Here is a 26,330-nt window from a genome sequence, read left to right as displayed (position 1 = left end):
GGTGACGCATTCCAATGGCGAATTACACCATTTCGGTGGGATCCACATCCACATGCCAGCGGCAGTGGCGGGCGGAGGGCAGGCCGCGGGCGTGCCGTACCAGAGTGTCGAGTACGGCGTGCAGAGCCGGACGCTGGGGCGCCTGCAGCAGCAGTTGGGCGCGATAGCGGCCGGCCCGTTTTTCCATCGGCGCCGGCGCTGGTCCGAGCAGGTTCACACTGTCGTCATCGACGTTACTGTTCTGCTGGAAGGGCGCCGCGCACTCATCAAGAAAGGCCAGGGCCTTGTCCATCGACATCGCCTCGCAGCGCAGTAAGGCGAGATGGCCAAACGGGGGCAGCCCGGCCATGCGCCGTTCCTCCAGCAGCGTGTCGGCGAGGGCGTGGTAGTCGCCAGCGGCGGCCAGGCGCACCAGATGATGATCGGTATGGCGGCTTTGCAGCAGCACCCGGCCACGCAGATCTTTGCGGCCGGCGCGGCCGGCCACTTGCAGCAGCAATTGCGCGGCCTGTTCGGGGCCGCGGAAATCGGCGCTGAGGAAGCCCGCGTCCAGATTGGTAATCACCACCAGGCTCAGACGGGGGAAATGGTGACCTTTCGCCAGCATCTGCGTGCCCACCAGCACCGCCGGCGCGCCACCCCGGATTTCCGCCAGTTTGGCATCCAGACTGCCCTTGCGGCGGGTGGTGTCGCGGTCGATGCGGACCACCGGCGCCTTGCAATGATCACTTAACAGGGCCTCCAGTTTTTCCGTGCCGGCGCCGGCGTCGATCAGATTGCTGGAGCCGCATTCCGGGCAGCGCCGCGGCACCCGCTGCTGGTGATCGCAGTGGTGACAACGCAACTGCGACAAGCTGCGATGCCAGGTCATGACGCTGTCGCAGCGCGGGCACTCCGCCTGCCAGCCGCAGTCCCGGCACAGGATCACCGGCGCGAAGCCGCGCCGGTTGAGGAACACCAGAGCCTGTTCACCACGGCGCACGGTGTCTTCGATGGCGGTCAGAGCGGAGGGCAGCAGCGGCGCGTCCGGGGCGGCATCCCGGGCATCCAGCAGCTCGATATCCGGCAGCGCGGCGCCGCCCGCCCGTTCGCGCAAACGCAGCCACTGGTAACGGCCGGTGTGGGCCAGATGCAGGGTTTCCAGGGCCGGAGTGGCGCTGCCGTGGACAACCGGAATGTTCCATTGGCGGGCGCGCCACGTGGCCAGGTCCCGGGCGTGGTAGCGGAAACCGTCCTGTTGCTTCAGGGACCCGTCATGGGCTTCGTCGACGATGATCAGCCCCGGCGCATGTAACGGTGTGAATATCGCCGAACGGGTGCCGATAATGATGCGTGCCCGGCCTTCGCCGGCGGCAAGCCAGGCTTCCAGCCGTTCGCGGTCGTTCAGGCCTGAATGCATGACCGTCACCGGCACCGCGAAACGTTGGCGGAAACGGCGCAGGGTCTGCGGCGTCAGGCCGATTTCCGGCACCAGTACCAGCACCTGCCGGCCAGCCGCCAACACCGGCGCCATCGCTTGCAGATACACTTCGGTTTTGCCGCTGCCGGTGACGCCGTCCAGCAGGAACGGTTGAAACCCGCTGGCCTGATTGATCGCCTCGATCGCCAGACGTTGTTCCGGACTGGCGCTCAGAGCAGGCTCGGCGAGGACATCCGCTGGCAGCGGCGGTACCTGGGGCAGGTGCTCCTCGCGCTCCGCCCACTGCTTCTCCCGCAGGGCCTGGAGCGCCGGGCGCGATACCGACAGCGCTTCCAGCATGGCCGGGGTGAGGCCGTCCGGGTGTTCGGCCAGCAGGGCCAGGGCTTCCTGTTGGCGTGGAGCCCGCTTCAGGCGGTCCGCCGTCACGTGCCGGCCGCGGTCGGTGATGCGCCAGCGGATCTCGGCGTCAGGCCGTGCCGCCTGCCCTTGGCGCAGCAGTGTTGGCAGCACGAAATTCAATACTTCGCCAAGGGGATGGTGATAGTAGCCGGCGGCCCATTCGCACAGGGCGTAGAGCCGCTCATCGATGATCGGCGCTTCGTCGAGTACTCGGTTGACCGCCTTGAGGGTCTTCAGGCTGCTGGGCTGATGATCGTGGACCACGCCCACCAGGGTCCGTTTGCCGAACGGCACTTCCACCCGGGCGCCACGGGGCGGCACCGGCGTCTCCGGTGGCAGGGAATAGTCAAAACAGCCTGGCAGGGGGACCGGCAAGGCAACCTGTAAGGTGGAGAGCGGCACGTGGAAATCCGGAAAACAGCGGTTACAGCTTGCGCATCGGGCGCAAACTGATATAGTTCGCGTTCACTTTTCCCGGCGTAAGCCAGTGTGGTGCCCGGCCTTGATCGGGTAGCGACACGCAATGGAGCCCAGTTATGAAAGCAGACATTCATCCTGAATACCAGGACGTGGCGATTTCCTGCAGCTGCGGAAACGTCATTCAGACCCGGTCCACCCGTGCGGGTGATTTTTCCGTGGACGTATGCTCCGCCTGCCACCCGTTCTATACCGGCAAGCAGAAGCAGGCGGACAGCGGCGGTCAGATCGACAAGTTCAAGCAGCGCTTTGGTGTGTTGCGCTCCAAGAAGAACTGATCGTTCTCATTGCTTTGCGTTCCACCTGTAAAAAGCACCCTTTCGGGTGCTTTTTACGTTCATCGGCGGCATTGTTTTACATAAATAGCGGTTTTGCATCGATAGTGTTGATATCGATGAAAATTTACGTCGATTGATATTTATTTGGCCAATATAGTGTTTTAAAGCCCGTTTCGGGGAGCGGAGACCACCATGTCCGAGGATTTCAAGAAGGCGGCCCTGGATTATCATGCCAAACCACGCCCAGGGAAGATCAGTGTCGAGGTGACCAAAAGCGCGAAAACCAGCCGCGACCTCAGCCTGGCCTATAGTCCCGGCGTAGCGGAACCGGTGCGTGAAATCGCCCGTGAACCGGAGCTGGCTTACCGTTTTACCGCCAAAGGCAACCTGGTGGCGGTGATCAGTGATGGCACCGCTATCCTGGGACTGGGCAATCTGGGGGCGCTGGCTTCCAAGCCGGTGATGGAAGGCAAGGGTATCCTGTTCAAGCTGTTCGCCGGCATCGATGTGTTCGATATCGAAGTGGAAGCGGAGGATCCGCAGGCGTTCATTGATACCGTGGTGCGTATTCACACCACCTTCGGCGGTATCAACCTGGAAGATATCCGCGCGCCGGAATGCTTCGAGATCGAACGTGTACTCAAGGAAATCTGCGATGTGCCGGTGTTCCATGACGACCAGCATGGTACCGCCATCGTGGTCGGCGCCGGGTTGCTCAACGCGCTGGAAATCCAGAACAAGCGCATCGGAGACATCAAGGTGGTGTGCGTCGGCGCCGGCGCCGCCGGTGTTGCTTCCGTGCGGTTGCTGATCGAAATGGGCGCGCGCAAGGAAAACATCCTGGTATTGGACCGCAAGGGTGTGATCCACAACCGCCGTGATGATCTTAACCAGTATAAAGCGGCGCTGGCCAACGACACCGACAAGCGCACTCTGGATGACGCCATCGAGGGCGCCGACGTGTTCATCGGTGTGTCCGGCCCGGATATGCTGACGCCGGAAATGGTGAAGAAGATGGCGGACAAGCCGATCATTTTCGCGCTGGCCAACCCGGACCCGGAAATCCGCCCGGAAGTGGCCAAGGCCGCCCGTGCCGATGCCATCATCGCCACCGGCCGCTCCGACTATCCGAACCAGGTCAACAACGTCCTGTGCTTCCCGTACATGTTCCGCGGAGCCCTGGACGTGCGCTCCACCTCCATCAACGAGGACATGAAGCTGGCGGCGGTTCACGCCATCGCCGAGCTGGTCCGCGAGGCGCCGCCCCAGGAGGTACTGGAAGCCTATGGTGGCGAGCCGTTGAGCTTCGGCCCGGAATACATCATTCCCAAGCCCAACGATCCGCGCCTGCTGGGCCGGGTCTCCGCCGCCGTGGCCCGCGCCGCGGTGGATTCCGGTGTCGCCCGCAAAGGCTACCCGTCTCACTATCCGCTCAAGTCCCTGGACGATATCTTCCCGGAACTGTAACGGACGGGTATCGCGCGGCGCGTCAGCCGCTCCCACGGCAGGTTCTCGTGGCCTTCGTGGGAGGCGGCTAGCGCGCCGCGCCGGCTTTACCCCCTCCCAAGCCCTCTCCACCGCGCGCAAACCGATCCGCATGACTATACTGGGTCGGGCAAAGGCAGACGCATGGAGCGCGGTGTTTGGACGATACCAACAAACCTGAGCCAGCCATTGGTGGCAAAGCCGGTTTCATCATCGCGGTGCTGGTCAGTATAGCCAGTGCCCTGGCGATCTGGTGGATGCTGTCCAAGGATAGCCCCGAAGTAGACCCCACCAATTATCCCCGCAGCCGCTACGCCCACGATGACGCTGGCGGTGTCTGGTTCCTGCGCCCCGGTGACGGCTATCAACGGGTGGAAGGCGCCGATGCGAGCAGCTTCGAACCTCTGCCGGCCAATGCCAATGGCCCTGTTGAATACAGCGGCCTGGCCCGGGACCGTGATCACTTTTATGCGATGGGACAGCGCATGCCGAGTGTGGCGCCGGACAGCGTGCGCTACCTGGAGTCGCGTTACTACGTTGCCGGCGATCAGGCCTATTACGGCACTGCCCTGCTGCAAGGAGCCGACCCTGGCCGGTTGCGGGTATTCCAGAATGCCGTAAGGTACCCGAACGAGTACGCCCATGATGACCGCCATCTGTATTTCCAGGGCCATTGGATCCAGGGCGCGGACATTGCGTCCCTGGCGAAAGTCCCGCGGGAAACGCCGACGCCGGCGGAGCGCGTGTACCTGAAAGACCGTCACCGGGTGTATTACCGGGGTCGAGTGGTGGCGGGCGCGCGCCCGGATCAGTTCACTCTGATCACCGTGGAGGGGCAAAGCCGGAACCTGATCTACGATGCCCATTACGGTTACGACGGTCAGCGCTATTTTCTGGGAAGTGAGGCAGTGCCGGAGCGGGTGGCCGGTACGGATCGGGTTCTGCCGCCGGGCAGTCTCAAACTGCTGCTGGCGGACAAGCTCCTGGGTTGGCATGCCCTGTTTTATCAGGGCCGGGAACTCTTTTATCACCAGCCCTTTGCCAATGAGTTGAAGCCCCTGTGCCAAAGGGATTCCGGCGCTCCCCTGGAACGGATCGGGCGTGGGTTCTACCGGGATGACCGGCATCTGTACTACGCCTGGACGGCGCTGGATCATCGCAAGGGCCGGTACGCCAGCGGCCTGCGCGGTTGGTACACCGGGTTGGAAGTAGTGCCTGGTGTGCATCCCGATGATTTGCGCCTGATCGGTGAGCGCCGCTTGCGCATGCAAGGCAAAACCCTGACCGGGAATCTGTATCAGGCCGGTGACCGCCGTTTCCTCAATCCATCCGAAGGATATGTGGCCGGCCTGTGGGGCGTGACTGAAAAAGGACAGCCACGGAGGCTGGATAGAGCGCGCGAGTGCTTGGCGTATACTCGCAATCCGGACTGGAACTACGTTCCTGTGTGGGCCCGCAACATTCTTATCCTGCTTGCTATCGTGCTGATCGTCATTCGTGGCATCCGCTGGCTGTTGCGGCGAAAGACGGCAGGAATCAAGGGAGAGCATCAATGAGGAGATGGGGGCAGGGACTGGCCTGGGTTACGGCAATTCTGGCGTTGATGGTCTCGCTGATGTTGTGGCTGGACCCCGGGGAAGAACCGGAGGTGACTCGAACCGATTATCCGGTGAGCCGCTACAGCCATGATGAGGACGGCGGTATCTGGTTTCTGCAAGCGGGAGAGGGCCATCAGCGGGTCGAGGGGGCTGATCCGGAGACGTTCGAACCGGTGCCCGGCGATACTGGGAGAGGCTACTTTTACAGTGGTTTGGCCCGGGACCGTGAGCACTTTTACGTGGACGGACACCGTAAGCCGGAAGTGAATCCGGATTCCGTGGCTTATCTGGGCCGCCATTATTATCGGGCCGGTGAGCGTGTGTACTACCGGAATACACTGCTGGACGGCGCCGAGGCCGCCAAAGTCCGCGTCCGCCACGGCGATTACGCCGACGACGGTGCCCGTCTGTACTATCAAGGGCACTGGATCGCCGGTGCCGATGTTTCCTCGCTGAGTGAAGTGGCGGTGACCGAACGGACTTCGGCGGACTTTCACTATCTCAAGGACGCCAACCGGGTCTATTACCGGGGAAAGGTGGTGCAGGGGGCCGAACCGGCGGACTTCACCGTGATCAGGGTCGAGGGCGACACCTGGGGTAACCACTACGGCGACGATGGCCGGCGCTATTTCTTCAAGGACCAGCCATTACCCGATCAAGTGGCGGACACCGGCCGGACCCTGCCGCCCGGTGCGCTGCAATTGCTGCAGGCGGACAAAGAATTCGGCTGGCATGTGCTGTTTCATGAAGGCGATACCTTTTATTTCCATCAACCCTTTACCAATGAATTGAAGATGTTGTGCCGGCGTGATTCCAGTGCGCCCTTGGAAACCCTGGCGCAAGGGCTCTATCGGGATGACCGGCATCTGTATTACGCCTGGGTGGAATGGGACTGGAACCGGCAAAGCCGAGGCGGAGGGCGCGGGCTGCAGGGTTGGAGCAGTGGCCTGGCGGTAGTGCCGGACGTCGATCCCGACAAGTTCCGTTTTATCGAAAAGGCGCGCTACCGCCGGTCGGGTTCCGCGCTGCGTGGCGGCGTGTACGATGCCGGTGGACAGCGTTTTTTCCACCCGGATTACAAGGGAGCAGCGCCCTACCGGGCGGCGTTGATGGGCTTCGATGGGAGCGGCGAGTTGCGCCACTTGCGACATGATGGCCGCTGTGGTGCCTACACGGAGTCCCCGAACCGCTCGAGTTTCTTCAATGATCTGAAAGGTATGGTGAAATGGATAATCAATCGCGGCTCGTGAGCCGCGATTGATCCAGCAACCGGGAACGGATCAGAAAATCTGTTCCGGGCTGCCGCCACGGCCGCCGTTATAGGGGCTTTCCTGTTCTGGCACTTCATCTTCGCGGAAATACTCGAAGATGGCATTGCTGTTGCCGGACCGCGCGACCAGGCCGCTCTTCGGATCAATACGGACCGAGACAATACCCGGTGGCTGGCGCAGGGTGGTTTCCGGGACGCCTTCCAGAGCCTTGCCCATGTAGCTGATCCAGATTGGCAGGGCGGCACGGCCGCCGTATTCACCCCAGCCCAGGGATGTCGGCGTGTCCAGTCCCACCCACACAGTGGTCACCAGACTCGGCGCATAGCCGGAGAACCAGGCGTCCACGTGATTGTTGGTGGTGCCGGTCTTGCCGGCCAGATCCTTGCGGCCCAGGGAGCTTGCCTGGCGGCCGGTGCCGCGCTTGATCACGTCCTGCAACATGGAATTCATCAGCCAGGCCACTTCCGGATCCAGAGTGCGGGGCGCCAGCACCGGCGGCGGCTGCAGTGTTTCCGGAGGTTGCTCATCGCGGTTGCTGTCGCCGAGACTGACTTCCTCACGTTCCAATAGCGTGGGCAACTGCTCGCGCTGTTCCCAGGCTGCTTCCTCGGTGGCGATTCGGGCCCGTTCATCGGCGCAGGGCAGGTCGCACCGCAGTACTTCCGGCGCGCGCCACAGCACATGGCCGTCGCGGTCCTCGATGCGATCAATGTACCAGGGGGTCACCCGGTAGCCACCGTTGGCGAACATGGCGTAAGCGGTGGCCAGCTCCAGCGGCGTCAGCGAGCCGCTGCCCAGGGCCAGGGACAGATCCCTCTGGAAACGGTCATAGGGCAGACCGAATTCCTTCAGGGTCTCCATGGTCTGCTGGATGCCCACCTGGCGGAGAATGCGGATGGACACCAGGTTGAGAGAACGGTACAGCGCCTCACGCATGCGGGTTGGGCCGTAGAAGCGGCCGCTGGAGCCTTTCGGCCGCCAGGCCTTGCCCAGTTCGGAACTGTCATAGACCACCGGGGCGTCATTGATAATGGTGGCCGGGGTGAAGCCGTTTTCCAGTGCGGCGGTATAAACAAACGGCTTGAATACGGAACCCGCCTGACGCTGGCCCTGCATCGCCCGGTTGAAGTTGGAGGCGGCGAAGCTGTAGCCGCCCTGCAATGCCTGCAGGGCGCCGGTTTCCGGATCCAGCGACACCAGCGCGGATTGCGCCTGGGGCAGTTGCGCCAAGCGCCAGTGGGCGCCGCTCTTGTCATCCACCGGGCGCAGGTAGATGACATTGCCGACTTTGAGGACATCGGCGACCTGTTTCGGTTTTTCCCCAACATAGCCCTTGCGCAATGCCGGGCGGGCCCAACTGATATCCTTCCAGGCCACCACGGCCTGTTTGCCGTCGCCCAGCAGTACCGCCGCGGCGTCTTCCCGTATCTCGGTGACGATGGCCGTGCGCAGCGGCCCATACGCGGGCTGGTCCTTGAAGGTATCGAGCCAGGCGACCACATCGTTGCTCAGGCTTTCCTGATCTTCCTCCTCCGGTCGGGCCAGCTCCGGCTGTGGTGCCTCATCCTCGGGGGCGGCTTCCGCATCGTCGCCTTGGGGCCAGGCCAGCTTCGGCAGAGCGCCGGTGTCCACCTCGGCCAGCGGACCGCGATAGCCGTGGCGCTCATCGTATTCGTGCAGGCCCTCACGCAGGGCGCGCACCGCCGCTTCCTGGCGTTTGCTGTCGACCGTGGTGATAACCCGTAAACCCTGGGTGTAGAGGTCCCCGGGGATGATATCGGCCACCGCCAGGCGCGCCATCTCCGCCACATAGGCGCCTTCCACTTCAGGTCGTGAAGTGTGATAGCGGGCGGTCACCGGTGCCCGCCGGGCTTGTTCCATTTGTTCCTCGGTAATGGCGCCGGTTTCGTGCATGCGGCCGAGAATCCAGTTGCGGCGCTGGACCGCCCGCTCCGGGTTGGTGATCGGGTTGTAGGCGGAAGGCGCCTTCGGCAGGCCGGCGATCATCGCCCACTGCGGCAGGGTCAGTTCGCCGATGTCCTTGCCGTAGTAAACCTTGGCCGCGGCCTGGGCGCCGTAGGAGCGGTGGCCCAGATAGATCTTGTTGAGATACAGCTCGAGGATTTGTTCCTTGGTCAGGATGTGCTCGATCTGCATGGCCAGCACGATCTCGTTGAACTTGCGCAGGAAGCGTTGTTCCCGGTCGAGAAAGAAGTTGCGCGCCACCTGCATGGTGATGGTGGAACCGCCGGAGCGGATCTCGCGATAACGGATCAACTCCACCGCGGCCCGGGCCAGCCCTTTCACATCCACCCCGGCATGGCGGAAGAAGCGCTCGTCTTCGGCCGCCAGTACCGCCTGGACGAACAGCGGTGGCAGATGGTCGAAGGTGACCGGCTCGCGACGCTTCTCGCCGTACTCGGCCATGAGTTTCTCGTCACTGCTGTAGATACGCAGCGGCGTCTGGTACTCGACCTCGCGAATGCCAATGGCATCAGGCAGTTGCGGCGCCAGGTACAGATAGGAGCCGGCCATGACCAGGACGGCGCCACAGACGGCGGCAAAGGCGAGGAGGAGGAGAGGGCGGATCCAGCGGACGGCAGATTGCATATAGTGGCAATTGATGTGGATTCAGAATAAAGGCTTAGAGCATGTCCTCGGCGGTCCGGGCCAAGTCACCTGGGACGGTTTATGCGCGGGAACAGCATCCAGCCGTGAAGCACGTCATTATACGGCGTAAAGGTTGTTGTGATCTAATAACCTTTCTGCTACTACTAATTTCTCATGTTGTACAGCATAAGAACTACGTAAGTATATCTTTTTCTGGGTAAAAAAGTACTTCCAATCTACTCTCTTGGGGCGAAAGACTGTGCTGCCTTTTCTAAGAAAAAAGGCCCAAGCCATGCTGGGGGTCGATATCAGTTCCACCGCCGTGAAGCTGCTGGAGCTATCCAGGTCCGGGGGGCGCTTCAAGGTCGAGAGCTACGCCGTCGAGCCGCTCACGGCCAATACCGTGGTGGAAAAAAACATCACCGATGTGGAAGGGGTCGGGGACGTGATCGCCCGGGTGGTCGCCCGGGCCCGTCCCGGGGTCAAGGCCGCCGCCGTGGCGGTGCCGGGCTCCGCCACCATCACCAAGGTGATCGAAATGGACGCCTCGCTCAGCGAGGACGATATGGAAACGCAATTGCGGGTGGAGGCGGACCAGTACATTCCATTCCCGCTGGATGAAGTGCGCATGGATTTTCAGGTGCTCGGCGCCACCGAGGATACGCCCGACCGGGTGGAAGTTCTGGTGGTGGCGTCGCGCACGGAAAATGTGGAGATGCGCGCCGATGCTCTGGAGATCGGTAACCTTCAGGCCAAGGTGGTGGACGTGGAGGCCTACGCCATGGAGCGGGCCTTCCAACTGGTGGCGCCGACCCTGCCCAACGCCGATGAACTGGAAACGGTGGCGGTGTTCGATATCGGCGCCACCATGACCACTCTCAATGTGTTCCATCAGGGGCGCAGCGTCTATACCCGCGAGCAACTGTTCGGCGGCAAGCAGCTCACCGAGGAAATTCAGCGCCGTTACGGCATCTCCATGGAGGAGGCCGGGCTGGCGAAGAAAACCGGTGAATTGCCGGAGGACTATGAGAGCGAGGTGCTGCAGCCGTTCAAGGACGCCATCGTCCAGCAGATCAACCGGTCCCTGCAGTTCTTCTATGGATCCACCCAGTTCAATCAGGTGGATTACATCCTGCTGGCTGGCGGTTCGGCTTCCATCACCGGATTGCCGGCGCTGATCCAGGACAAGGTGGGTGCCGGGTGTTCCCTGGCCGATCCCTTCGCCGGTATGAGCAAGGCCGGCAAGGTCAATGTCCGGGCCCTGGCCAACGACGCCCCGGCGATGATGATCGCCTGCGGCCTGGCGCTGAGGAGCTTTGAACTATGAGCACCAGCATTAACCTGCTTCCCTGGCGGGAGGCGCGCCGCAAACAGCGCCAGCAGGAATTCGTCGCCTTGCTGATTTTCGCCGCCTTGCTGGCGGGCCTGCTGTTCTGGATGTGGAAAGGGATGATGGAGGATCGCATTGCCGATCAGCAGACCCGCAACAGTCATATCCAGGCCGAAATCGCCAAGCTCGATGAACAGATCAAGGAAATCAAGGAACTGGAGACACGTCGCGCGGAACTGGTGGCGCGGATGAAGGTGATCCAGGAATTGCAAGGCAACCGGCCCACCATCGTCTACGTTTTTGATCAACTGGTCCGCACCTTGCCGGACGGCGTCTACTACAGCTCGGTGGAGCGCACCGGTAACGTCTTCACCATCAAAGGCGTGGCCGAATCCAACAACCGGGTATCGCGGCTGATGCGGAATCTGGACGGCTCCGACTGGTTCGTCGAGCCCAACCTGATCAACGTCACCGCCCTGGAAGGCAGCCAGCAGGCGAACCAGTTCACCCTGACCGTGAAGCAGGGGCGCCCGGATCGTGAGGGGGATGAGGGGGAGAATAACGATGAAAGCCTCTGACCTGAAGAATCTCGACGTTCGTGAGCTGATCGACGAAATCAACAGTCTGGATTTCGAGAACATTGGCGGCTGGCCGCTGCCGATCAAGATCGGTGCCGCCGTGCTGGTGTTCGCGGCCGTGCTGCTGTTGGGGTATCTGCTGTCGATCAAGGATCTGAAAGCCCAGCACGAGCGTCTGGAGCGGGAGGAGCGAAGCTTGCTCACCAGCTTCGAAAAGAAGGCGTTCAGCGCCCACAATCTGGAGCAGTACCGGCAGCAGCTGGTCGAGCTGGAAGAGAACTTCGATACCCTGAAAAACCAGCTGCCGCGCGACACCGAGGTGCCCGGTTTGCTGGAGGACATTACCCATACCGGCTTGAGCAGCGGTCTCGAGTTCGAGGTGATCGAGCTCAAGGATGAAGTGCAGAAGGAGTTCTACGCGGAATTGCCCATCGATATCCGGGTGACCGGGGATTACCACGGATTCGGGGCGTTTGTCTCCGGCGTGTCGGCGCTGCCGCGGATCGTGACCTTGCACGATTTCAAGGTGGAGCCGGGCAGCAAGGAGGAGAGTGGCGGCTTGCTGAATCTGGCGATCACCGCCAAGACCTATCGCTACGCCGCCAGCGACGGCGACGATGACGGGGGCAAGAAGGTGGCCGGTAAAAAGACAAGCAGGAACGGCCGTTCCTAGCGCGTAAGGGGGGAATCATGAAAGCGCGTAATTTAGCCGCCGCACCGTGTCTGCTGGCGGCGCTATTGTCTCTCGGGGGTTGCACCGCCGGCGCCGATATCGGCCAGTTGGATGCCCGTCTCGAGGAAATCAAAGCCCGGCCACGCGGACGCATCGAGCCGCCGCCGGAGTTCAAGCCCATTGCCACCTTTACCTACGGCGCGCACAAGCTGCGGCCGCCGTTTTCGCCGCCGGTGGAGCAGGAACTGGTGAAGGTGCCGGAAGGGCGCAAGGTCGAGCCGGATATGAGCCGTCCACGGGAATACCTGGAGCGTTTCAGTCTGGATGCGCTGCGCATGGTGGGCACCATTACCAAACCCGGCAAGGCGCTGGAGGCATTGATGGAGGATCCCGCCGGGGCCGTGACCCGGGTCCGGGTGGGCAGTTACTTGGGGAAAAATTTCGGCCGGGTGGTGGCCGTTCGCGATAACGAAGTGTCGTTGGTGGAAATCGTGCCTGACGGCCACGACGGCTGGGTGGAGCGGTCCCGCGCCGTTTCCATCGCCGAATAATGTTGCTGGGGAAGCCTGTTATGAAGATCTGCAATGCAATAAAAAACCGATTCGCTCCCCGGCGCTGGGGAATCCGGGTGCTGGCGCTGCTGGCTTGCTGCACCGCCTCGCTGGCGTCGGCGGCCACCATTACCGCCCTCGACGCCAACATGCTGCCGGGGGACGGCATGGAAGTGAGAGTGCGCTTTGATGGCGCCGCGCCGGAGGTGAAGGGCTACAGCATCGAACGCCCGGCCCGCATCGCTCTCGACCTGGTGGGCGCGGACAGCGCCCTGAAAACCCGCCAACACAATCTGGGCACCGGCAATGCCCGCAGTGTCACCGTGGTGGAGGCGAAGAATCGCACCCGGCTGATCTTCAATCTGGATCAACTGACCGGTTACAGCACCGAAGTGGAAGGGCAGGAGCTGGTGGTGGTGCTCGGCCGCGATCGTGCGCCGGCCGGTGATCCGGCCAGGGCGGATCAGGAAGCCGCCGCCGCGCCGCCGCGGGGCGTGCAGGAGAGCATTCGCAACATCGATTTTCGCCGCGGCAGTGACGGCGAAGGCCGTGTCGTGGTGACACTGTCGAAACCGTCCATCCCGGTGGACGTGAAGGAAGAAGGCGGCCGTATCCAGGCGCGCTTCGTGGGCGCCGGGGTTGGCAATGAACTGGTGCGCCGTCTCGACGTCACCGATTTCGCCACGCCGGTACAGTATGTGGAAACCCGCAGCGATGACGGCAGCACGGTGATCACCATCGAACCCACTGGCACCTGGGAATATCTGGCCTATCAGGCGGACAACGAGTTCAGCATCAATATCAAGCCGCTGACCCGCGGCGAAGCGGAACGCAAGAAGCGTGAGTCCTTCAAGTACACCGGTGAAAAGCTGTCACTGAACTTCCAGGACATCGAGGTGCGTTCGGTGCTGCAGTTGATCGCCGATTTCACTGAGCTGAACCTGGTGGCTTCCGATACGGTGACGGGCAAGATTACTTTGCGGCTGCAGAGCGTGCCCTGGGATCAGGCTCTGGACCTGATTCTCAAGACCAAGGGGCTGGATAAACGCAAGGTGGGCAATGTGCTGCTGGTGGCGCCGGCGGACGAGATCGCCGCGCGCGAACAGCTGGAGCTGGAAAGCCAGAAGAAGATCGCCTCACTGGCGCCGCTGCGCACGGAGTTCATCAGCATCAATTACGCTCGCGCGGAGGAACTGAAGACGCTGATTACCGGGGAAAGCGGCGCCACCGCGCTGATCAGCGAGCGCGGTTCGGTATCCGTGGACCAGCGCACCAATACCCTGATCATCCAGGACACCGTGGCCAAGCTGCAGGAGATTCGTGATCTGATCCAGCAACTGGACATTCCGGTCCAGCAGGTGCTGATCGAGGCGCGGGTGGTGGTGGCCACCACCGATCTGTCCGATGAGTTCGGGGTTCGTTGGGGCGGTCTCGGTTACGACGGCAATTCTCTCGCCAATGATGGCCGTTCCATGGCGATTTCCGGCCGCCTCACCTCCTTGCGGGAGCTGCATTACGCCAACGTTGACCGTGATGACGACGGCTCCCTGGGGGAAATGGAGGAATTCGACGAGGACACCAATAACGACATGATCGTCGACATGGGAGTGGATTCCGCCGATGCCACCCGTTTCGCCATTGGTTTTACCTCTCTGAGCTCCGGACTGATCGAGCTGGAGCTGTCGGCGCTGGAATCCGAGGGGAGGGGGGAGCTGGTGGCCACGCCCAAGGTGCTCACCGCAGATCAGCAGCCGGCGGTGATCGCCTCCGGTCAGCAGATCCCGTTCAACGTGGCCACCTCCTCCGGCGCCACCGCGGTGGAGTTCATCGAGGCGGAGTTGCGCTTGGAAGTGACGCCGCAGGTGACCCCGGAAGGGGACGTGATCATGCAGCTCAAGGTCAATAACGATGCCCTGGGCTCGGATCTGGACAACCCCACCATCAGCACCAACCGGGTTGAGACCACGGTGTTGGTGAATGACGGCGAAACCGTGGTTTTGGGCGGCATTTTCCAGCAGGAACAGATAAACTCCCTGATCAAAACCCCCTTCCTGGGTGATATTCCCTGGTTGGGAGCCCTGTTCCGCAAGAAAGTGAAGCGTGACAGCAAGCAGGAATTGCTGATATTCATCACGCCACGCTTGGTAAAAGAGACAATGGCCCGTCGGTGAACGATAGAGAAAATACTCCCTCTCTTTTTTTGGTGGGCCCCATGGGGGCAGGTAAAAGCACCCTGGGGCGCCACCTGGCACAGTTATTGGATCGCCCTTTCTATGACTCGGACCGCGTTATCGAGGAGAAGACCGGTGCCGATATCCCATGGATCTTCGATGTGGAAGGGGAGGAAGGTTTTCGTCGACGTGAAAGCGAGGTCATCGACGAGCTGAGCGCGCTGCCCGGCATCGTGCTGGCCACCGGAGGCGGCGCGGTGATGGCCGAAGAGAATAGGCGCCACCTGCACGATCGCGGCTGCGTGGTCTATCTATGGACGCCAGTGGAAGTGCAACTGGCCCGTACCCGTAACGACCGCAACCGCCCCCTGTTGCAGACCGGCAATCCCAAGGCCCGTCTCGCCAGGTTGTTCGAGCAGCGCGACCCGCTCTACCGGGAAGTGGCGCACCACGTGGTTTCCACCGCTTCCAGCAACCTGAAAAAGGTATCCGATCAGATCCTCGGTTGTCTGGCCGATTTCCCCATCCGATAATGCTTCAACGCCGGACGGCTCCGGCGCTCCCTTCCCTGTCCGGAGACACTATGCAGACGCTTGACGTGGCACTGGCCGAACGCAGTTACCCGATCCACATCGGCCCCGATTTGTTGTCCACTTCGTTGATCCGCGAGCGCATCCGTGGCAATCAGGTCATGGTGGTGACCAACGAAACCATCGCGCCCCGGTATCTTGAGCGGGTCACCGCGTCTCTCGGCGATCTGCAATGCGACACCGTGATCCTGCCGGATGGTGAGCAGTACAAGACCCTGGCGACCCTGGAGCGTATCTTTGACGCGCTGATGGAGAAGCGGCACTCGCGCACCACCACCCTGGTCGCCCTGGGCGGTGGCGTGGTCGGGGACATGGTGGGCTTCGCCGCCGCCTGTTTCCAGCGCGGCGTGGATTTCATTCAGGTGCCGACCACACTGCTGGCTCAGGTGGATTCCTCGGTGGGCGGAAAGACCGCGGTGAATCACCCCCGTGGCAAGAACATGATCGGCGCCTTTCATCAGCCCCGTTCGGTGATTATCGATATTCGTGTGCTGGATACCTTGCCGGAGCGGGAGTTCGCCGCGGGCATGGCGGAAGTGATCAAGTACGGTCTGATTCGGGATCCGCGATTCTTCGACTGGCTGGAACAGCACCGTTCCGATCTGCAGCGGCGTGATGATGCCGCCCTTACCGAGGCGATCCTGCGCAGTTGCCGCAACAAGGCGGAGGTGGTGGCCGCCGATGAAACCGAACAGGGCAACCGCGCTCTGCTCAATCTGGGGCATACTTTCGGCCATGCCATGGAAACCTTTACCGGTTATCGCCAGTGGCTGCACGGTGAGGCAGTGGCCGCGGGCATGGTGATGGCGGCCCGCATGTCCCGGGAGCTGGGCTGGCTCAGCAATGACGATGTGGCCCGGGTGGCCGGCAGTCTGTCGCCCTGGGGGCTGCCGGTAACGGCCCCCGAGGGGATGACGACGGCGGATTTCTCCGATTTGATGGCCCTGGACAAGAAAGTCCGTAATGGACGCCTGCGCCTGGTATTGCTGAAACGAATCGGCGAGGCTCTGGTCACAGGGGAATACCACCCCAATGCACTGACGCGAACGCTTGAGGCCTTTTGTGATAAGGGATGACGAGTACTTTTACGAAGGCGCGGAACGGGGCGATCTGCTCGACGCGCTGAACGGCTACGCTCACGAAGGCAGCACCGTGGTGCTGGAAGGCGAGCATGGCAGTGGGGTATCCACCCTGTTGGGCATGGTGTGCATGGCCCTGGTGGATGATTTCGAGGTGATCCGCCTGGACGGCGACGATGAACTGGACGCCAACGCGCCGGTGGAGGCCATGCTGACCCACTTCGGCGTGGATCGCGAAGGGCTGGCGGACGCTCTCAAGCAAGCGTTGGCGGACACCCGGCTGGTGATCGTGGTGGACAACGCCGACCGCGCCGATGAGGCGGCCCTGGCGACCATGGCGGCGTTGAAGGAAAAGCTCGGAGGCCGTCTGGCCTATTTGTTCGGCGGCTATCCCGGTGCCGCCGGGCGGGTCGCCAATGCTGGCCTGGCGGTGGCGGACACCCTTGGCCTGCCGCCTCTGGATGAAGCAGAGGTGGTGGCGTTTGCCGATGAAGTCTATGGCGTTACCCTGAGTGATGACGAGGCGGAAAGCCTGCTGGCGCGGAGTGAAGGGCAGCCCGGTTCGCTGTTGGCGTTGCTGGATGAGCGCGGCGACGTGGCTTCGGCGCCGCTCGCCGACGGCACTAATGCTGCTCGGCGGCCATTGCCCTGGCGTCACGTGCTGGCGGTGGGCGCGCTGGTGCTGGTGGTCCTGGTGTTGTGGCTGGCCAGCGGCGGCGATGACGAACCGCGGCCATCGCAATCCGTGGCCCTGGACCTGCCCAAGCCGCCGGCCACCCCGGAGGAACCGGCCGAGGAGACTGCTCCGGCATCCAATGAGTCGCCGTCGTTGCCGGCGATCCGTGACCCCGAGCGCACCCGTGAGGCCTTGGCGTCCTACGCGGATAACGCCAGGGAATTCAAGAGCAAGGAAGAGCCGCCGGGCGAGCCGCGCCAGAACCAGGAGGCGCCGCGGACCGCGGATCCGGTCAGCGAGCCGGACGCGGGCGCCGCGCCAGCCGCTGCTTCCAAACCCGCTCCCAAGCCGCGCCCGACGGCCAGCAATGACGGCTATCACCATGATGGCTGGCTGGCGTCCCGCCCGGACAGCGAGTGGTTCCTGCAAGTGACCGCCACCGGTCGCGAGGACGGAGCCCACAGCGTACTTGACGTATTGGACCGCAAGGGCGCCTACTACCCTGCCCGCAGGGGTGAGGAGACGGTATATGTGGTGCTGGCCGGCCCTTACGCCAGCCGCGACGCGGCGGTGCAGGCCCGTGACGGCCTGCCCGAGCAACTGCGTAAAGCGGGACCTTTCCCGCGCAGCATGGCGTCGATACGAAAAGAACTGCAATGACATAATCCGCCGGGGCCCGCGGGCTCCGGCGCCTTCGGGGCCGGGATCGGCTCTGTGCGGTGGTGTTTGTCGGCTACCCCCTCAATGTGTAGAATGTTCATCCCTTTTTTGCCGTCGTCGTTTTTCCGGCGCCAGTTCCGCCTTCTGTAAGTCTCTGAATTTCAAGAGGAATAGGTTTTGATGCAGCAGAACTCAACGCTGGTGCAGGGGCTCTATGAGCCCGGAGAATTCCGGGACAACTGTGGCTTTGGCCTGATCGCCCACATGGAGGGGCAGGCCAGTCACGAGCTTCTGCAAACCGCTATTGAAGCACTCACCTGCATGACTCACCGGGGCGGGATCAACGCCGATGGAAAAACCGGTGACGGATGCGGGCTGTTGCTGAAAAAACCCGACTCCTTCTTCCGGGCGCAGGCCGGGAAACAGGGCATCGAACTGCCGGACATCTACGGCGTCGGGATGGTGTTCACCCATCCGGAAGCCGATCAGGCGGCCGCCCAGAAGGCGGTGATCGACGCCGAGCTGGAGGCTCAGGGCCTGAAGGTGCTGGGCTGGCGTGAAGTGCCCACCGACGCTTCCTGCCTCGGTGAACTGGCGCTGCGCTCGCTGCCGGGCTTCCACCAGGTGCTGGTGGCCGGTGACGAGGAGTCCGAGGTGGCGCTCAACCGCCGTCTGTTCTTCGCTCGCCGTCTCGCCGAGAAGCGTATTCCGAAAGACGGCTATTTCTACGTCTGCTCACTGTCGGCCACCACGGTGTCCTACAAGGGGTTGATGATGCCGGTGGATCTGCCGGCGTTCTTCCCGGACCTCGGTGATGAGTCCATGGAAACCGCCATCGTGGTGTTCCACCAGCGGTTCTCCACCAACACCTCACCGCAGTGGCCGCTGGCTCAGCCGTTCCGTTACCTGGCTCACAACGGCGAGATCAACACCATTCAGGGCAACCGCAACTGGGCCCTGGCCCGTGAGAACAAGTTCGAGAACGAACTGCTGCCCGATCTGGCCGAGCTCAGCCCGCTGGTTAACCGTGAAGGCTCCGACTCCTCCAGCATGGACAACATGCTGGAAGTGCTGCTCTCCGGTGGCATGGACCTGTTCCGCGCCGCGCGCATGATGGTGCCGCCGGCCTGGCAGAACGTGGAAACCATGGACGCGGATCTGCGTGCCTTCTACGAATACAACTCCATGCACATGGAGCCCTGGGACGGCCCCGCCGGGCTGGTCATGACCGACGGCCGCTACGCCGTCTGCATGCTGGACCGCAACGGCCTGCGTCCGGCCCGCTGGGTGATCACCAAGAACGGTTTCATCACGTTGTCCTCCGAGATCGGCGTGTACAGCTATCAGCCCGAGGACGTGGTGGCCAAAGGCCGCGTCGGACCCGGCCGGATTCTGGCCGTGGATATCGAGAAGGGCGAGCTGCTGCAGACCGAGGATATCGACAACCGTCTCAAAGTGCGTCATCCCTATCGTCAGTGGCTCAAGGATCACGCGCTGCGTATCGAGGCCGATTACCTTCCTGGCACCAAACACATCGATGACATAAAACCGGAAGAGCTGCTCAGCTACCAGAAATTCTTCCAGGTCAGTTTCGAGGAGCGTGACCAGGTGCTGCGTCCGCTGGCCGAGGCGGGCCAGGAGGCCACCGGCTCGATGGGCGACGACACGCCCATGGCCGTGCTGAGCCAGCGCCAGCGCCCGCTGTATGACTACTTCCGGCAACAGTTCGCGCAGGTGACCAACCCGCCCATTGATCCGCTGCGTGAAGCGATTGTGATGAGCCTGGAAACCTGTATTGGCGCCGAGCGCAATGTGTTCGAGGAAACCGCTGACCATGCGGACCGGGCCATCCTTTCCACGCCGGTGCTGTCCTACGCCAAGTATCACAACCTGCTGGACATCGACCGGCCGGGCTACCGCTCCGAGCGGTTGAGCCTGCACTATGACCCGGCCCTGGGGCTGCGGGCGGCGGTCCATGCTCTGTGTGAAAAAGCCGAGCAAGCGGTGCGTGACGGTGTCGTCCTGTTGGTGCTTTCCGACAACGGCATCAGCCCGGATACGCTGACAATTCATGCGTTGATGGCCTGTGGCGCGGTGCATCACCACCTGACCGGATGCGGCTTGCGCAGTGATGCCAACATCATTGTCGAGACCGCCACCGCCCGTGACGCCCACCACTTCGCCGTTCTCTTCGGTTTCGGTGCCACCGCGGTGTTCCCCTACCTGGCCGAGGATATCCTGGCCGATATGGTCAAGCGCGGCGAACTGCTGGGCGACGTGGTGGAACTGCAGAAGAATTTCCGCAAAGGCATCAACAAGGGGTTGATGAAGATCCTCTCCAAGATGGGGATTTCCACCATCACCTCCTACCGTGGCGCTCAACTGTTCGAAGCCGTGGGTATTGCCAGCGACGTGGTGGATTTGTGCTTCCGGGGCGTGCAGAGCCGCATCGAAGGGGCTACCTTCGAGGACTTCGAGAGCGACCAGAAAACCATCGCCGCCGACGCCTGGAAACAGCGTAAGCCGATTGATGCCGGCGGTGTGCTCAAGTACATCCACGGCAAGGAATACCACGCCTACAATCCGGATGTGGTGCACGCTATCCACCGTGCCGTGCAGAACGGCGATTACCAGGCGTACAAGGAATTCGCCGAGCTGGTCAATGATCGCCCGGTGGCGACTCTGCGTGATCTGTTGAAGGTGCGTACCGATGTGACACCGGTGCCGCTGGAGGAAGTGGAGCCGATCGAAACCATTTTGCCGCGTTTCGACTCCGCCGGTATGTCGCTGGGCGCGCTCAGTCCGGAAGCTCACGAAGCCATCGCCACCGCCATGAACCGTCTGGGTGGGCGTTCCAACTCCGGTGAAGGCGGCGAGGACCCGGCCCGTTACGGCACCGAGCGGGTGTCCAAGATCAAGCAGATCGCTTCCGGGCGGTTCGGTGTGACCCCGCATTACCTGGTCAACGCCGAAGTGCTGCAAATCAAGGTGGCCCAGGGCGCCAAGCCTGGTGAAGGCGGCCAGTTGCCAGGGGGTAAGGTCAATGCGTTGATCGCCCGGCTGCGTCACTCCGTGCCCGGCGTGACTCTGATCTCGCCGCCGCCGCACCACGATATCTATTCCATTGAGGATCTGGCCCAGCTGATCTTCGACCTCAAGCAGGTCAATCCGCAGGCTCAGGTGTCGGTGAAACTGGTGTCCGAGCCCGGCGTCGGCACGGTGGCCTCCGGCGTGGCCAAGGCCTATGCCGATCTGATCACCATCTCCGGTTACGATGGCGGTACCGCGGCCAGCCCGCTGACCTCCATCCGTTACGCCGGCTCGCCCTGGGAGCTGGGACTGGCGGAAGCGCACCAGGCGCTGCGTGCCAACGACCTGCGTCAGAAGATCCGCCTGCAAACCGATGGCGGTTTGAAGACCGGCCTGGATGTGATCAAGGCGGCCATCCTCGGCGCCGAGTCGTTCGGCTTCGGCACCATGCCGATGGTGGTGCTCGGCTGTAAGTACCTGCGCATCTGTCACCTGAACAACTGCGCCACCGGCGTGGCCACCCAGCGCGACGACCTGCGCAAGGAGCATTTCATCGGCGCGCCGGAAATGCTGATGAACTACTTCACTTTCGTTGCCCGTGAAGTGCGTGAACTGCTGGCGGAGCTCGGCATCAAGAGCCTGCCGGAGCTGATCGGCCGCACTGATCTGCTGGAGCGCATCGACGGCCTGACCGAGAAACAGAAACGCCTGGATCTGACGCCGATTCTGCGCAACGATCATGTGCCGGCGGACAAGCCCACCCATTGCCAGGTGCAGCGCAATGAGCCGTTCGACAAGGGCGTACTCAATGCCAAAATGGTGGAAGAAATGCGTACCGCCGTGGAAAGCAAAAGCGGTGGCTCGTTCCACTACACCATCACCAACTGCGACCGTTCCGTGGGCGCCACGGTGTCCGGGGAAATTGCCAGACACCACGGTAACCTGGGCATGGAAAGCGCGCCGATCCGGGTTCGCTTCACCGGCACCGCCGGGCAGAGCTTTGGTGTGTTCAACGCCGGCGGCTTGCACCTGTATCTGGAAGGTGATGCCAACGACTATGTCGGTAAAGGCATGGCCGGCGGCAAAGTGGTGATACGCCCGCCCAAGGGCAGCCCGTTCAAGACCCAGGATACCGCCATCATCGGTAACACCTGTCTGTACGGCGCCACTGGTGGCAAGTTGTTCGCCGCCGGCACCGCCGGTGAGCGTTTCGCGGTGCGTAACTCCGGCGCCCATGCGGTGGTGGAAGGGGCTGGTGATCACTGCTGTGAATATATGACCGGCGGTTGCGTCACCGTGCTGGGCCATACAGGCCACAATTTCGGTGCCGGCATGACCGGGGGCTTCGCCTTCGTGCTGGATCAGGATAATGACTTCTTCGACCGCATCAACCCGGAATTGATTGAACTGCATCGGATCAGTTCCGAGTCCACTGAATCCCATCGCGCTCATCTGCGTCATGTGATCGAGGAATACGTGGACGAAACCGGCAGCGAGTGGGGCCGGGAGATCCTGGACAATTTCGATGCCATGAGCCGCAAGTTCTGGCTGGTCAAACCCAAGGCGGCGAGCCTGGAAGACCTGCTCAAGAGCACGCGTGCGAACCCGGCATAACGAGAGAGCGACATGGCTGAACGTTTAAGCAATAACTTCCAGTTTCTCGATGTCCCGCGGCACGATCCGAAGAAAAAAGACATCGAACTGCGCAAGCACAAGTACGAGGAAATCTACTACCCGTTCGAAACCCGGGAAGTGGAGCACCAGGCCCATCGTTGCCTGCACTGCGGTAACCCGTACTGCGAATGGAAATGCCCGGTACACAACTACATTCCCAACTGGCTGAAACTGATCAGCGAAGGGAATCTGATGGAAGCGGTGGAGCTGTGTCACCAGACCAACTCCCTGCCGGAAGTCTGTGGCCGTGTGTGCCCGCAGGACCGTCTTTGTGAGGGCGCCTGTACTCTGAACGATGGCTTCGGCGCGGTCACCATCGGCGCCACCGAGAAGTACATCACCGATACCGCTCTGGCCATGGGTTGGCGCCCGGACATGTCCAAGGTGGTGTGGACCGACAAGAAAGTCGCCGTGATCGGCGCCGGCCCGGCGGGTATCGGCTGTGCCGACGTGCTGGTACGCAATGGCGTCAAAGCGGTGGTGTTCGACCGCTACCCGGAGATCGGCGGCCTGCTGACCTTTGGCATTCCCGAGTTCAAACTCGAGAAGCCAGTGATGGCCAAGCGCCGTGAAGTGTTCGAAGGCATGGGCATCGAATTCCGTCTCAATACCGAAGTCGGCACCGACGTCACCATCGATGAACTGCTGGAAGAGTTCGACGCCGTGTTCATGGGCATGGGGACCTACACCTACATGAAGGGCGGGTTCCCCGGTGAGGATCTGGACGGTGTGCATGAGGCGCTGCCGTTCCTGATCTCCAATGCCAACCGTAATCTCGGTTTCGAAAAAGACGCCGCCGATTTCATCGACATGGGTGGCAAGCGCGTGGTGGTGCTCGGTGGCGGTGACACAGCCATGGACTGTAACCGCACCTCCATCCGCCAGGGCGCGGACAGCGTGGTTTGTGCTTACCGCCGCGATGAAGAGAATATGCCAGGCTCCCGCCGTGAGGTGGCCAACGCCAAGGAAGAAGGCGTGCAGTTCCTGTTCAACCGTCAGCCCATCGAAGTGGTCGGCGAAAACGGCAAGGTGGTTGGCGTGAAAGTGGTGGAGACCAAGCTGGGTGAGCCGGACAACAACGGCCGCCGCCGCCCCGAGCCGATCCCGGGCAGTGAGGAAGTGCTGCCGGCCGACGCGGTGATCATCGCCTTCGGCTTCCGCCCCAGCCCGGCGGACTGGTTCGAGCCCCAGCGTATTGACCTGGATGACTCCGGCCGCGTGCTGGCGGCGGAACAACAAGCGTTCCCGTTCCAGACCAGCAACGAGAAGATCTTCGCCGGCGGCGACATGGTGCGCGGCTCCGATCTGGTGGTGACCGCCATCTGGGAAGGCCGGGAAGCGGCCAAGGGCATCCTTGACTACCTGGATGTCTAAACCCGGGTGCTCGGAAACGCTTCCATGCAATACGCTAAAGGGCCTGCTTTCGCAGGCCCTTTTTCTATATGATGCGGTAGTCTTTTTATGTTTCGCGTGCTCACCTGCCAGGGTGTTGCGTGAAAGCGCTTTCTAAGGAATTTCCATGACCCACGCCCCGCTCCAAAACGATCGCTTCCTCCGCGCGCTGGCCCGTGAACCCGTGGACCGTACCCCGATCTGGATGATGCGCCAGGCCGGGCGCTATCTGCCGGAATACCGCGCCAGCCGGGAGACCGCCGGGTCGTTCATGGATCTGTGCCGCAACGCCGAGCTGGCCTGCGAGGTGACGTTGCAACCGCTGGAGCGCTATCCGCTGGACGCGGCGATTCTGTTCTCCGACATCCTCACCGTGCCTGATGCCATGGGGTTGGGCCTCTACTTCGAAACCGGTGAAGGCCCGAAATTCCACAAGACCGTGCGTACCGAGCAGGACGTGGCGGCGCTGCCGGTGCCGAACGCGGAGGCCGACCTGGATTACGTCATGCGCGCCGTGTCCACCATTCGTGGCGCGCTTAACGGGCGGGTGCCGCTGATCGGCTTCTCCGGCAGCCCCTGGACACTCGCCACCTATATGGTGGAAGGCGGTTCCAGCAAGGACTTCCGCCACCTCAAGGCGATGATCTACAGCCAGCCGGAGGTGGCCCACGCCCTGCTGGAAAAACTGGCCCTGTCGGTGACCGATTACCTTAATGCCCAGATTCGTCACGGTGCCCAGGCGGTGCAGATTTTCGATACCTGGGGAGGGACCCTGTCCGCCGAGGCCTATCGGGAGTTTTCCCTGGCCTACATGCAGCGCATCGTCGACGGCCTGATCCGCGACCACGAAGGCCGCAAGGTACCGGTGATCCTGTTCACCAAGAACGGCGGCCTCTGGCTGGAAGCCATGGCGGATACCGGTTGCGATGCCTTGGGGCTGGACTGGACCGTGAACATCGGCGACGCCCGCCGCCGGGTCGGCGAGCGGGTGGCTCTGCAAGGCAACATGGATCCGGCGGTGCTGTACGCCGAGCCGGCTGCCATCCGTGCCGAAGTGAAGCGTATCCTGGACGATTTCGGCGACCATCCGGGGCACATCTTCAACCTGGGGCACGGTATTACTCCCCACGTGGACCCGGAACACGCCCGGGTCTTCATCGAAGCGGTGGTGGAGTTGGGTGCCAAGAAAAACGGCCCATAAAGGGCCGTTAAAACTGGAAAAAACAGCAAAAACAAGGAACACATGTCGACCGTTTGGATGCGGTAACGGCGTCATGCAATTGTTACCTTACTCCTATTGGTGCATAAGAAAAACCCCTGACTACGAAGCCGCCGTGGGAGGTCCCATGGTACTTGGCAAGCTCACTGATACGCCGCCACGCTAGCATGCCATTCGCCAGCAGGCTGGCTCCCACAGATCATGCTACGAAGCCGCTGTGGGAAGCGGCCTTGGCCGCGAATGCCCCGCTGGCCGTTGGCCATTCGCTTGCCAGCAAGCTTCCCACAGCGGCTTCGTGGCGATCTGTGAATTCATGCTGAATGAGCCTGGCTTTCCTTTTGCTTACTGACCAATCCGTCGCAACTGATAAAGATTCCGGGTGGTGGCTACCACCTCACCGTGGCTGTCCTTGAGTTCGGTGTCCCAGGCGAAGTCGCATTTGCCGTTGGCCTCGGCTTCGGCCTGAACTCGCTGGACTTCTTCCTCGCTGATCCGGACTTCCACTTCGATATCGGTGGTGGCCGGGCGCCGGAAACGGATCTGCATGTCCTTGACGATGGGATAGAAACGGGAGGTATCGAAACTGGTCATGTAGATCACGCCGCCAGGCAGTTCCGCCAGGGTGTAGAGCGCTCCGGCGTACATGGTGCCCACATGGTTGTGGTTCGGGGCCAGCGGCATTCTCATCCGGCAATAGCCCCGGTCCACTTCCAGAGTTTCCACTCCGCACCTTTCCACGAACGGAAAGGCGCGGCCGGCATGGGTCTTGATCCGTTCTTGTTGTTCTTCGCTCAGGCTCATTAACCGGCTCTCAGATAAAGTTGGTCGGTCTTCGCCGCGCAGATGAAGTCATTGCGATGCAGACCGTGGATCTTGTGGGTCCACCAGGTCACCGTCACCTTGCCGTACTCGGTGAGCAGGGCAGGATGATGACCCTCTTCCTCGGCCATGGCGCCCACCTGGTTGGTGAACGCCAGGGCGTCATTGAAGTCGTGGAAGGAATATTGGCGTTGCAAGCGTTCCTCGCCGTCTTCCTCGATGCGCTTCCAGTCCGGAATTTCCTCGGCCAGGGTATCGGCCTCCTGGTCGCTGATCAGGGGTGCATCGGCACGGCAGGCCTCGCAACGCTGTTGATGCAGAGACATGATGAGGCTCCTTGTAGGGTTTGC

Annotated in this window: 19 protein-coding genes; 15 read left to right on the top strand and 4 right to left on the bottom strand. The window is 62.2% G+C overall.

Translation table 11 applies throughout. From position 1 onward, the window contains the following. Positions 1 to 22 precede the first annotated feature (22 nt). On the bottom strand, positions 23 to 2,221 hold the full coding sequence (locus RYH70_RS18560; RefSeq protein ID WP_317009491.1) for a primosomal protein N': 2,199 nt from the start codon (positions 2,219 to 2,221) through the stop codon (positions 23 to 25). A gap of 134 nt (positions 2,222 to 2,355) precedes the next feature. Between RYH70_RS18560 and rpmE the strand changes: the two genes are divergently transcribed. The 4 genes from rpmE to RYH70_RS18540 all read left to right on the top strand — a co-directional run bounded on the left by rpmE (position 2,356) and on the right by RYH70_RS18540 (position 6,907). Beyond that, positions 2,356 to 2,574: a 50S ribosomal protein L31 gene (gene rpmE, locus RYH70_RS18555; RefSeq protein WP_022995164.1), complete on the top strand. Its 219-nt coding sequence runs from the start codon at positions 2,356 to 2,358 to the stop codon at positions 2,572 to 2,574. A gap of 192 nt (positions 2,575 to 2,766) precedes the next feature. Then, a complete protein-coding gene (locus tag RYH70_RS18550) occupies positions 2,767 to 4,041 on the top strand; it encodes a malic enzyme-like NAD(P)-binding protein (protein WP_022995165.1) in 1,275 nt (424 codons plus the stop codon). A 176-nt stretch (positions 4,042 to 4,217) separates the two neighbouring features. Beyond that, positions 4,218 to 5,615, top strand: a complete 1,398-nt coding sequence (locus RYH70_RS18545; RefSeq protein WP_317009490.1) for a DKNYY domain-containing protein — start codon at positions 4,218 to 4,220, stop codon at positions 5,613 to 5,615. After that, on the top strand, positions 5,612 to 6,907 hold the full coding sequence (locus RYH70_RS18540; protein ID WP_317009489.1) for a DKNYY domain-containing protein: 1,296 nt from the start codon (positions 5,612 to 5,614) through the stop codon (positions 6,905 to 6,907). Before RYH70_RS18545 ends, RYH70_RS18540 begins: the two co-directional genes overlap by 4 nt. Before the next feature lie 30 nt (positions 6,908 to 6,937). On the opposite strand, the gene RYH70_RS18535 is transcribed toward RYH70_RS18540, so the two are convergent. Then, the gene (locus RYH70_RS18535; protein ID WP_317009488.1) at positions 6,938 to 9,463 is read right to left on the bottom strand and encodes a penicillin-binding protein 1A; all 2,526 of its coding nucleotides are present in this window, start codon (positions 9,461 to 9,463) and stop codon (positions 6,938 to 6,940) included. 334 nt (positions 9,464 to 9,797) lie between these two features. On the opposite strand from RYH70_RS18535, the gene RYH70_RS18530 reads away from it, so the two are divergent. The 11 genes from RYH70_RS18530 to hemE all read left to right on the top strand — a co-directional run bounded on the left by RYH70_RS18530 (position 9,798) and on the right by hemE (position 25,143). After that, positions 9,798 to 10,865: a pilus assembly protein PilM gene (locus tag RYH70_RS18530; RefSeq protein ID WP_026948241.1), complete on the top strand. Its 1,068-nt coding sequence runs from the start codon at positions 9,798 to 9,800 to the stop codon at positions 10,863 to 10,865. Further along, positions 10,862 to 11,446, top strand: coding sequence for a PilN domain-containing protein (locus RYH70_RS18525; protein WP_022995170.1), 585 nt, complete (start codon positions 10,862 to 10,864; stop codon positions 11,444 to 11,446). Before RYH70_RS18530 ends, RYH70_RS18525 begins: the two co-directional genes overlap by 4 nt. Continuing rightward, entirely contained in the window at positions 11,433 to 12,119 is a 687-nt protein-coding gene (gene pilO, locus RYH70_RS18520) for a type IV pilus inner membrane component PilO (protein WP_022995171.1), read from the top strand. Before RYH70_RS18525 ends, pilO begins: the two co-directional genes overlap by 14 nt. A gap of 17 nt (positions 12,120 to 12,136) precedes the next feature. Further along, positions 12,137 to 12,670 (top strand): pilus assembly protein PilP, encoded by a 534-nt coding sequence (locus RYH70_RS18515; RefSeq protein ID WP_022995172.1) that lies wholly within the window; start codon positions 12,137 to 12,139, stop codon positions 12,668 to 12,670. A gap of 20 nt (positions 12,671 to 12,690) precedes the next feature. Continuing rightward, positions 12,691 to 14,841 carry a type IV pilus secretin PilQ gene (pilQ, locus tag RYH70_RS18510; RefSeq protein ID WP_022995173.1) on the top strand — a complete coding sequence of 717 codons (2,151 nt, stop codon included), beginning with the start codon at positions 12,691 to 12,693 and terminating at the stop codon, positions 14,839 to 14,841. Next, positions 14,838 to 15,374 (top strand): shikimate kinase AroK, encoded by a 537-nt coding sequence (gene aroK / locus RYH70_RS18505; RefSeq protein WP_026948240.1) that lies wholly within the window; start codon positions 14,838 to 14,840, stop codon positions 15,372 to 15,374. The genes pilQ and aroK overlap by 4 nt, the downstream gene beginning before the upstream one ends. Positions 15,375 to 15,424: 50 nt before the next feature. Next, positions 15,425 to 16,507, top strand: a complete 1,083-nt coding sequence (gene aroB / locus RYH70_RS18500; RefSeq protein ID WP_022995175.1) for a 3-dehydroquinate synthase — start codon at positions 15,425 to 15,427, stop codon at positions 16,505 to 16,507. Beyond that, positions 16,494 to 17,846, top strand: coding sequence for an SPOR domain-containing protein (locus RYH70_RS18495; protein ID WP_022995176.1), 1,353 nt, complete (start codon positions 16,494 to 16,496; stop codon positions 17,844 to 17,846). The genes aroB and RYH70_RS18495 overlap by 14 nt, the downstream gene beginning before the upstream one ends. 180 nt (positions 17,847 to 18,026) lie before the next feature. After that, positions 18,027 to 22,490 (top strand): glutamate synthase large subunit, encoded by a 4,464-nt coding sequence (gene gltB, locus RYH70_RS18490; protein WP_063140949.1) that lies wholly within the window; start codon positions 18,027 to 18,029, stop codon positions 22,488 to 22,490. Between the two features lie 12 nt (positions 22,491 to 22,502). After that, positions 22,503 to 23,924: an FAD-dependent oxidoreductase gene (locus tag RYH70_RS18485; protein ID WP_022995178.1), complete on the top strand. Its 1,422-nt coding sequence runs from the start codon at positions 22,503 to 22,505 to the stop codon at positions 23,922 to 23,924. A gap of 145 nt (positions 23,925 to 24,069) precedes the next feature. After that, complete coding sequence (gene hemE / locus RYH70_RS18480; RefSeq protein ID WP_026948236.1) at positions 24,070 to 25,143, top strand: uroporphyrinogen decarboxylase; 1,074 nt, start codon at positions 24,070 to 24,072, stop codon at positions 25,141 to 25,143. Between the two features lie 360 nt (positions 25,144 to 25,503). Here hemE and RYH70_RS18475 read toward each other — a convergent pair whose 3' ends face one another. Together RYH70_RS18475 and RYH70_RS18470 are read right to left on the bottom strand one after the other, a co-directional pair. Continuing rightward, positions 25,504 to 25,962: a YiiD C-terminal domain-containing protein gene (locus RYH70_RS18475; protein WP_055099539.1), complete on the bottom strand. Its 459-nt coding sequence runs from the start codon at positions 25,960 to 25,962 to the stop codon at positions 25,504 to 25,506. Then, complete coding sequence (locus RYH70_RS18470; RefSeq protein ID WP_014996274.1) at positions 25,962 to 26,306, bottom strand: 4a-hydroxytetrahydrobiopterin dehydratase; 345 nt, start codon at positions 26,304 to 26,306, stop codon at positions 25,962 to 25,964. Before RYH70_RS18470 ends, RYH70_RS18475 begins: the two co-directional genes overlap by 1 nt. Positions 26,307 to 26,330 lie beyond the last annotated feature (24 nt).

Origin of the sequence: Alloalcanivorax xenomutans (genome assembly GCF_032810065.1) — a bacterium.
Classification (GTDB): domain Bacteria; phylum Pseudomonadota; class Gammaproteobacteria; order Pseudomonadales; family Alcanivoracaceae; genus Alloalcanivorax; species Alloalcanivorax xenomutans.
The sequence above is the reverse complement of the archived record's forward strand: the minus strand, read 5'-3'. Positions and strand labels throughout refer to the sequence as shown.

Bases quoted from the DNA above. Each gene is read 5' to 3' on its own strand.
- RYH70_RS18470 (WP_014996274.1), bottom strand. From the start codon at position 26,306: ATGTCTCTGCATCAACAGCGTTGCGAGGCCTGCCGTGCCGATGCACCC.
- aroB (WP_022995175.1), top strand. From the start codon at position 15,425: ATGCAGACGCTTGACGTGGCACTGGCCGAACGCAGTTACCCGATCCAC.
- hemE (WP_026948236.1), top strand. From the start codon at position 24,070: ATGACCCACGCCCCGCTCCAAAACGATCGCTTCCTCCGCGCGCTGGCC.
- pilQ (WP_022995173.1), top strand. From the start codon at position 12,691: ATGAAGATCTGCAATGCAATAAAAAACCGATTCGCTCCCCGGCGCTGG.
- RYH70_RS18525 (WP_022995170.1), top strand. From the start codon at position 10,862: ATGAGCACCAGCATTAACCTGCTTCCCTGGCGGGAGGCGCGCCGCAAA.
- RYH70_RS18475 (WP_055099539.1), bottom strand. From the start codon at position 25,962: ATGAGCCTGAGCGAAGAACAACAAGAACGGATCAAGACCCATGCCGGC.
- RYH70_RS18515 (WP_022995172.1), top strand. From the start codon at position 12,137: ATGAAAGCGCGTAATTTAGCCGCCGCACCGTGTCTGCTGGCGGCGCTA.
- RYH70_RS18485 (WP_022995178.1), top strand. From the start codon at position 22,503: ATGGCTGAACGTTTAAGCAATAACTTCCAGTTTCTCGATGTCCCGCGG.
- pilO (WP_022995171.1), top strand. From the start codon at position 11,433: ATGAAAGCCTCTGACCTGAAGAATCTCGACGTTCGTGAGCTGATCGAC.
- rpmE (WP_022995164.1), top strand. From the start codon at position 2,356: ATGAAAGCAGACATTCATCCTGAATACCAGGACGTGGCGATTTCCTGC.
- RYH70_RS18540 (WP_317009489.1), top strand. From the start codon at position 5,612: ATGAGGAGATGGGGGCAGGGACTGGCCTGGGTTACGGCAATTCTGGCG.
- RYH70_RS18550 (WP_022995165.1), top strand. From the start codon at position 2,767: ATGTCCGAGGATTTCAAGAAGGCGGCCCTGGATTATCATGCCAAACCA.
- gltB (WP_063140949.1), top strand. From the start codon at position 18,027: ATGCAGCAGAACTCAACGCTGGTGCAGGGGCTCTATGAGCCCGGAGAA.
- RYH70_RS18535 (WP_317009488.1), bottom strand. From the start codon at position 9,463: ATGGCCGGCTCCTATCTGTACCTGGCGCCGCAACTGCCTGATGCCATT.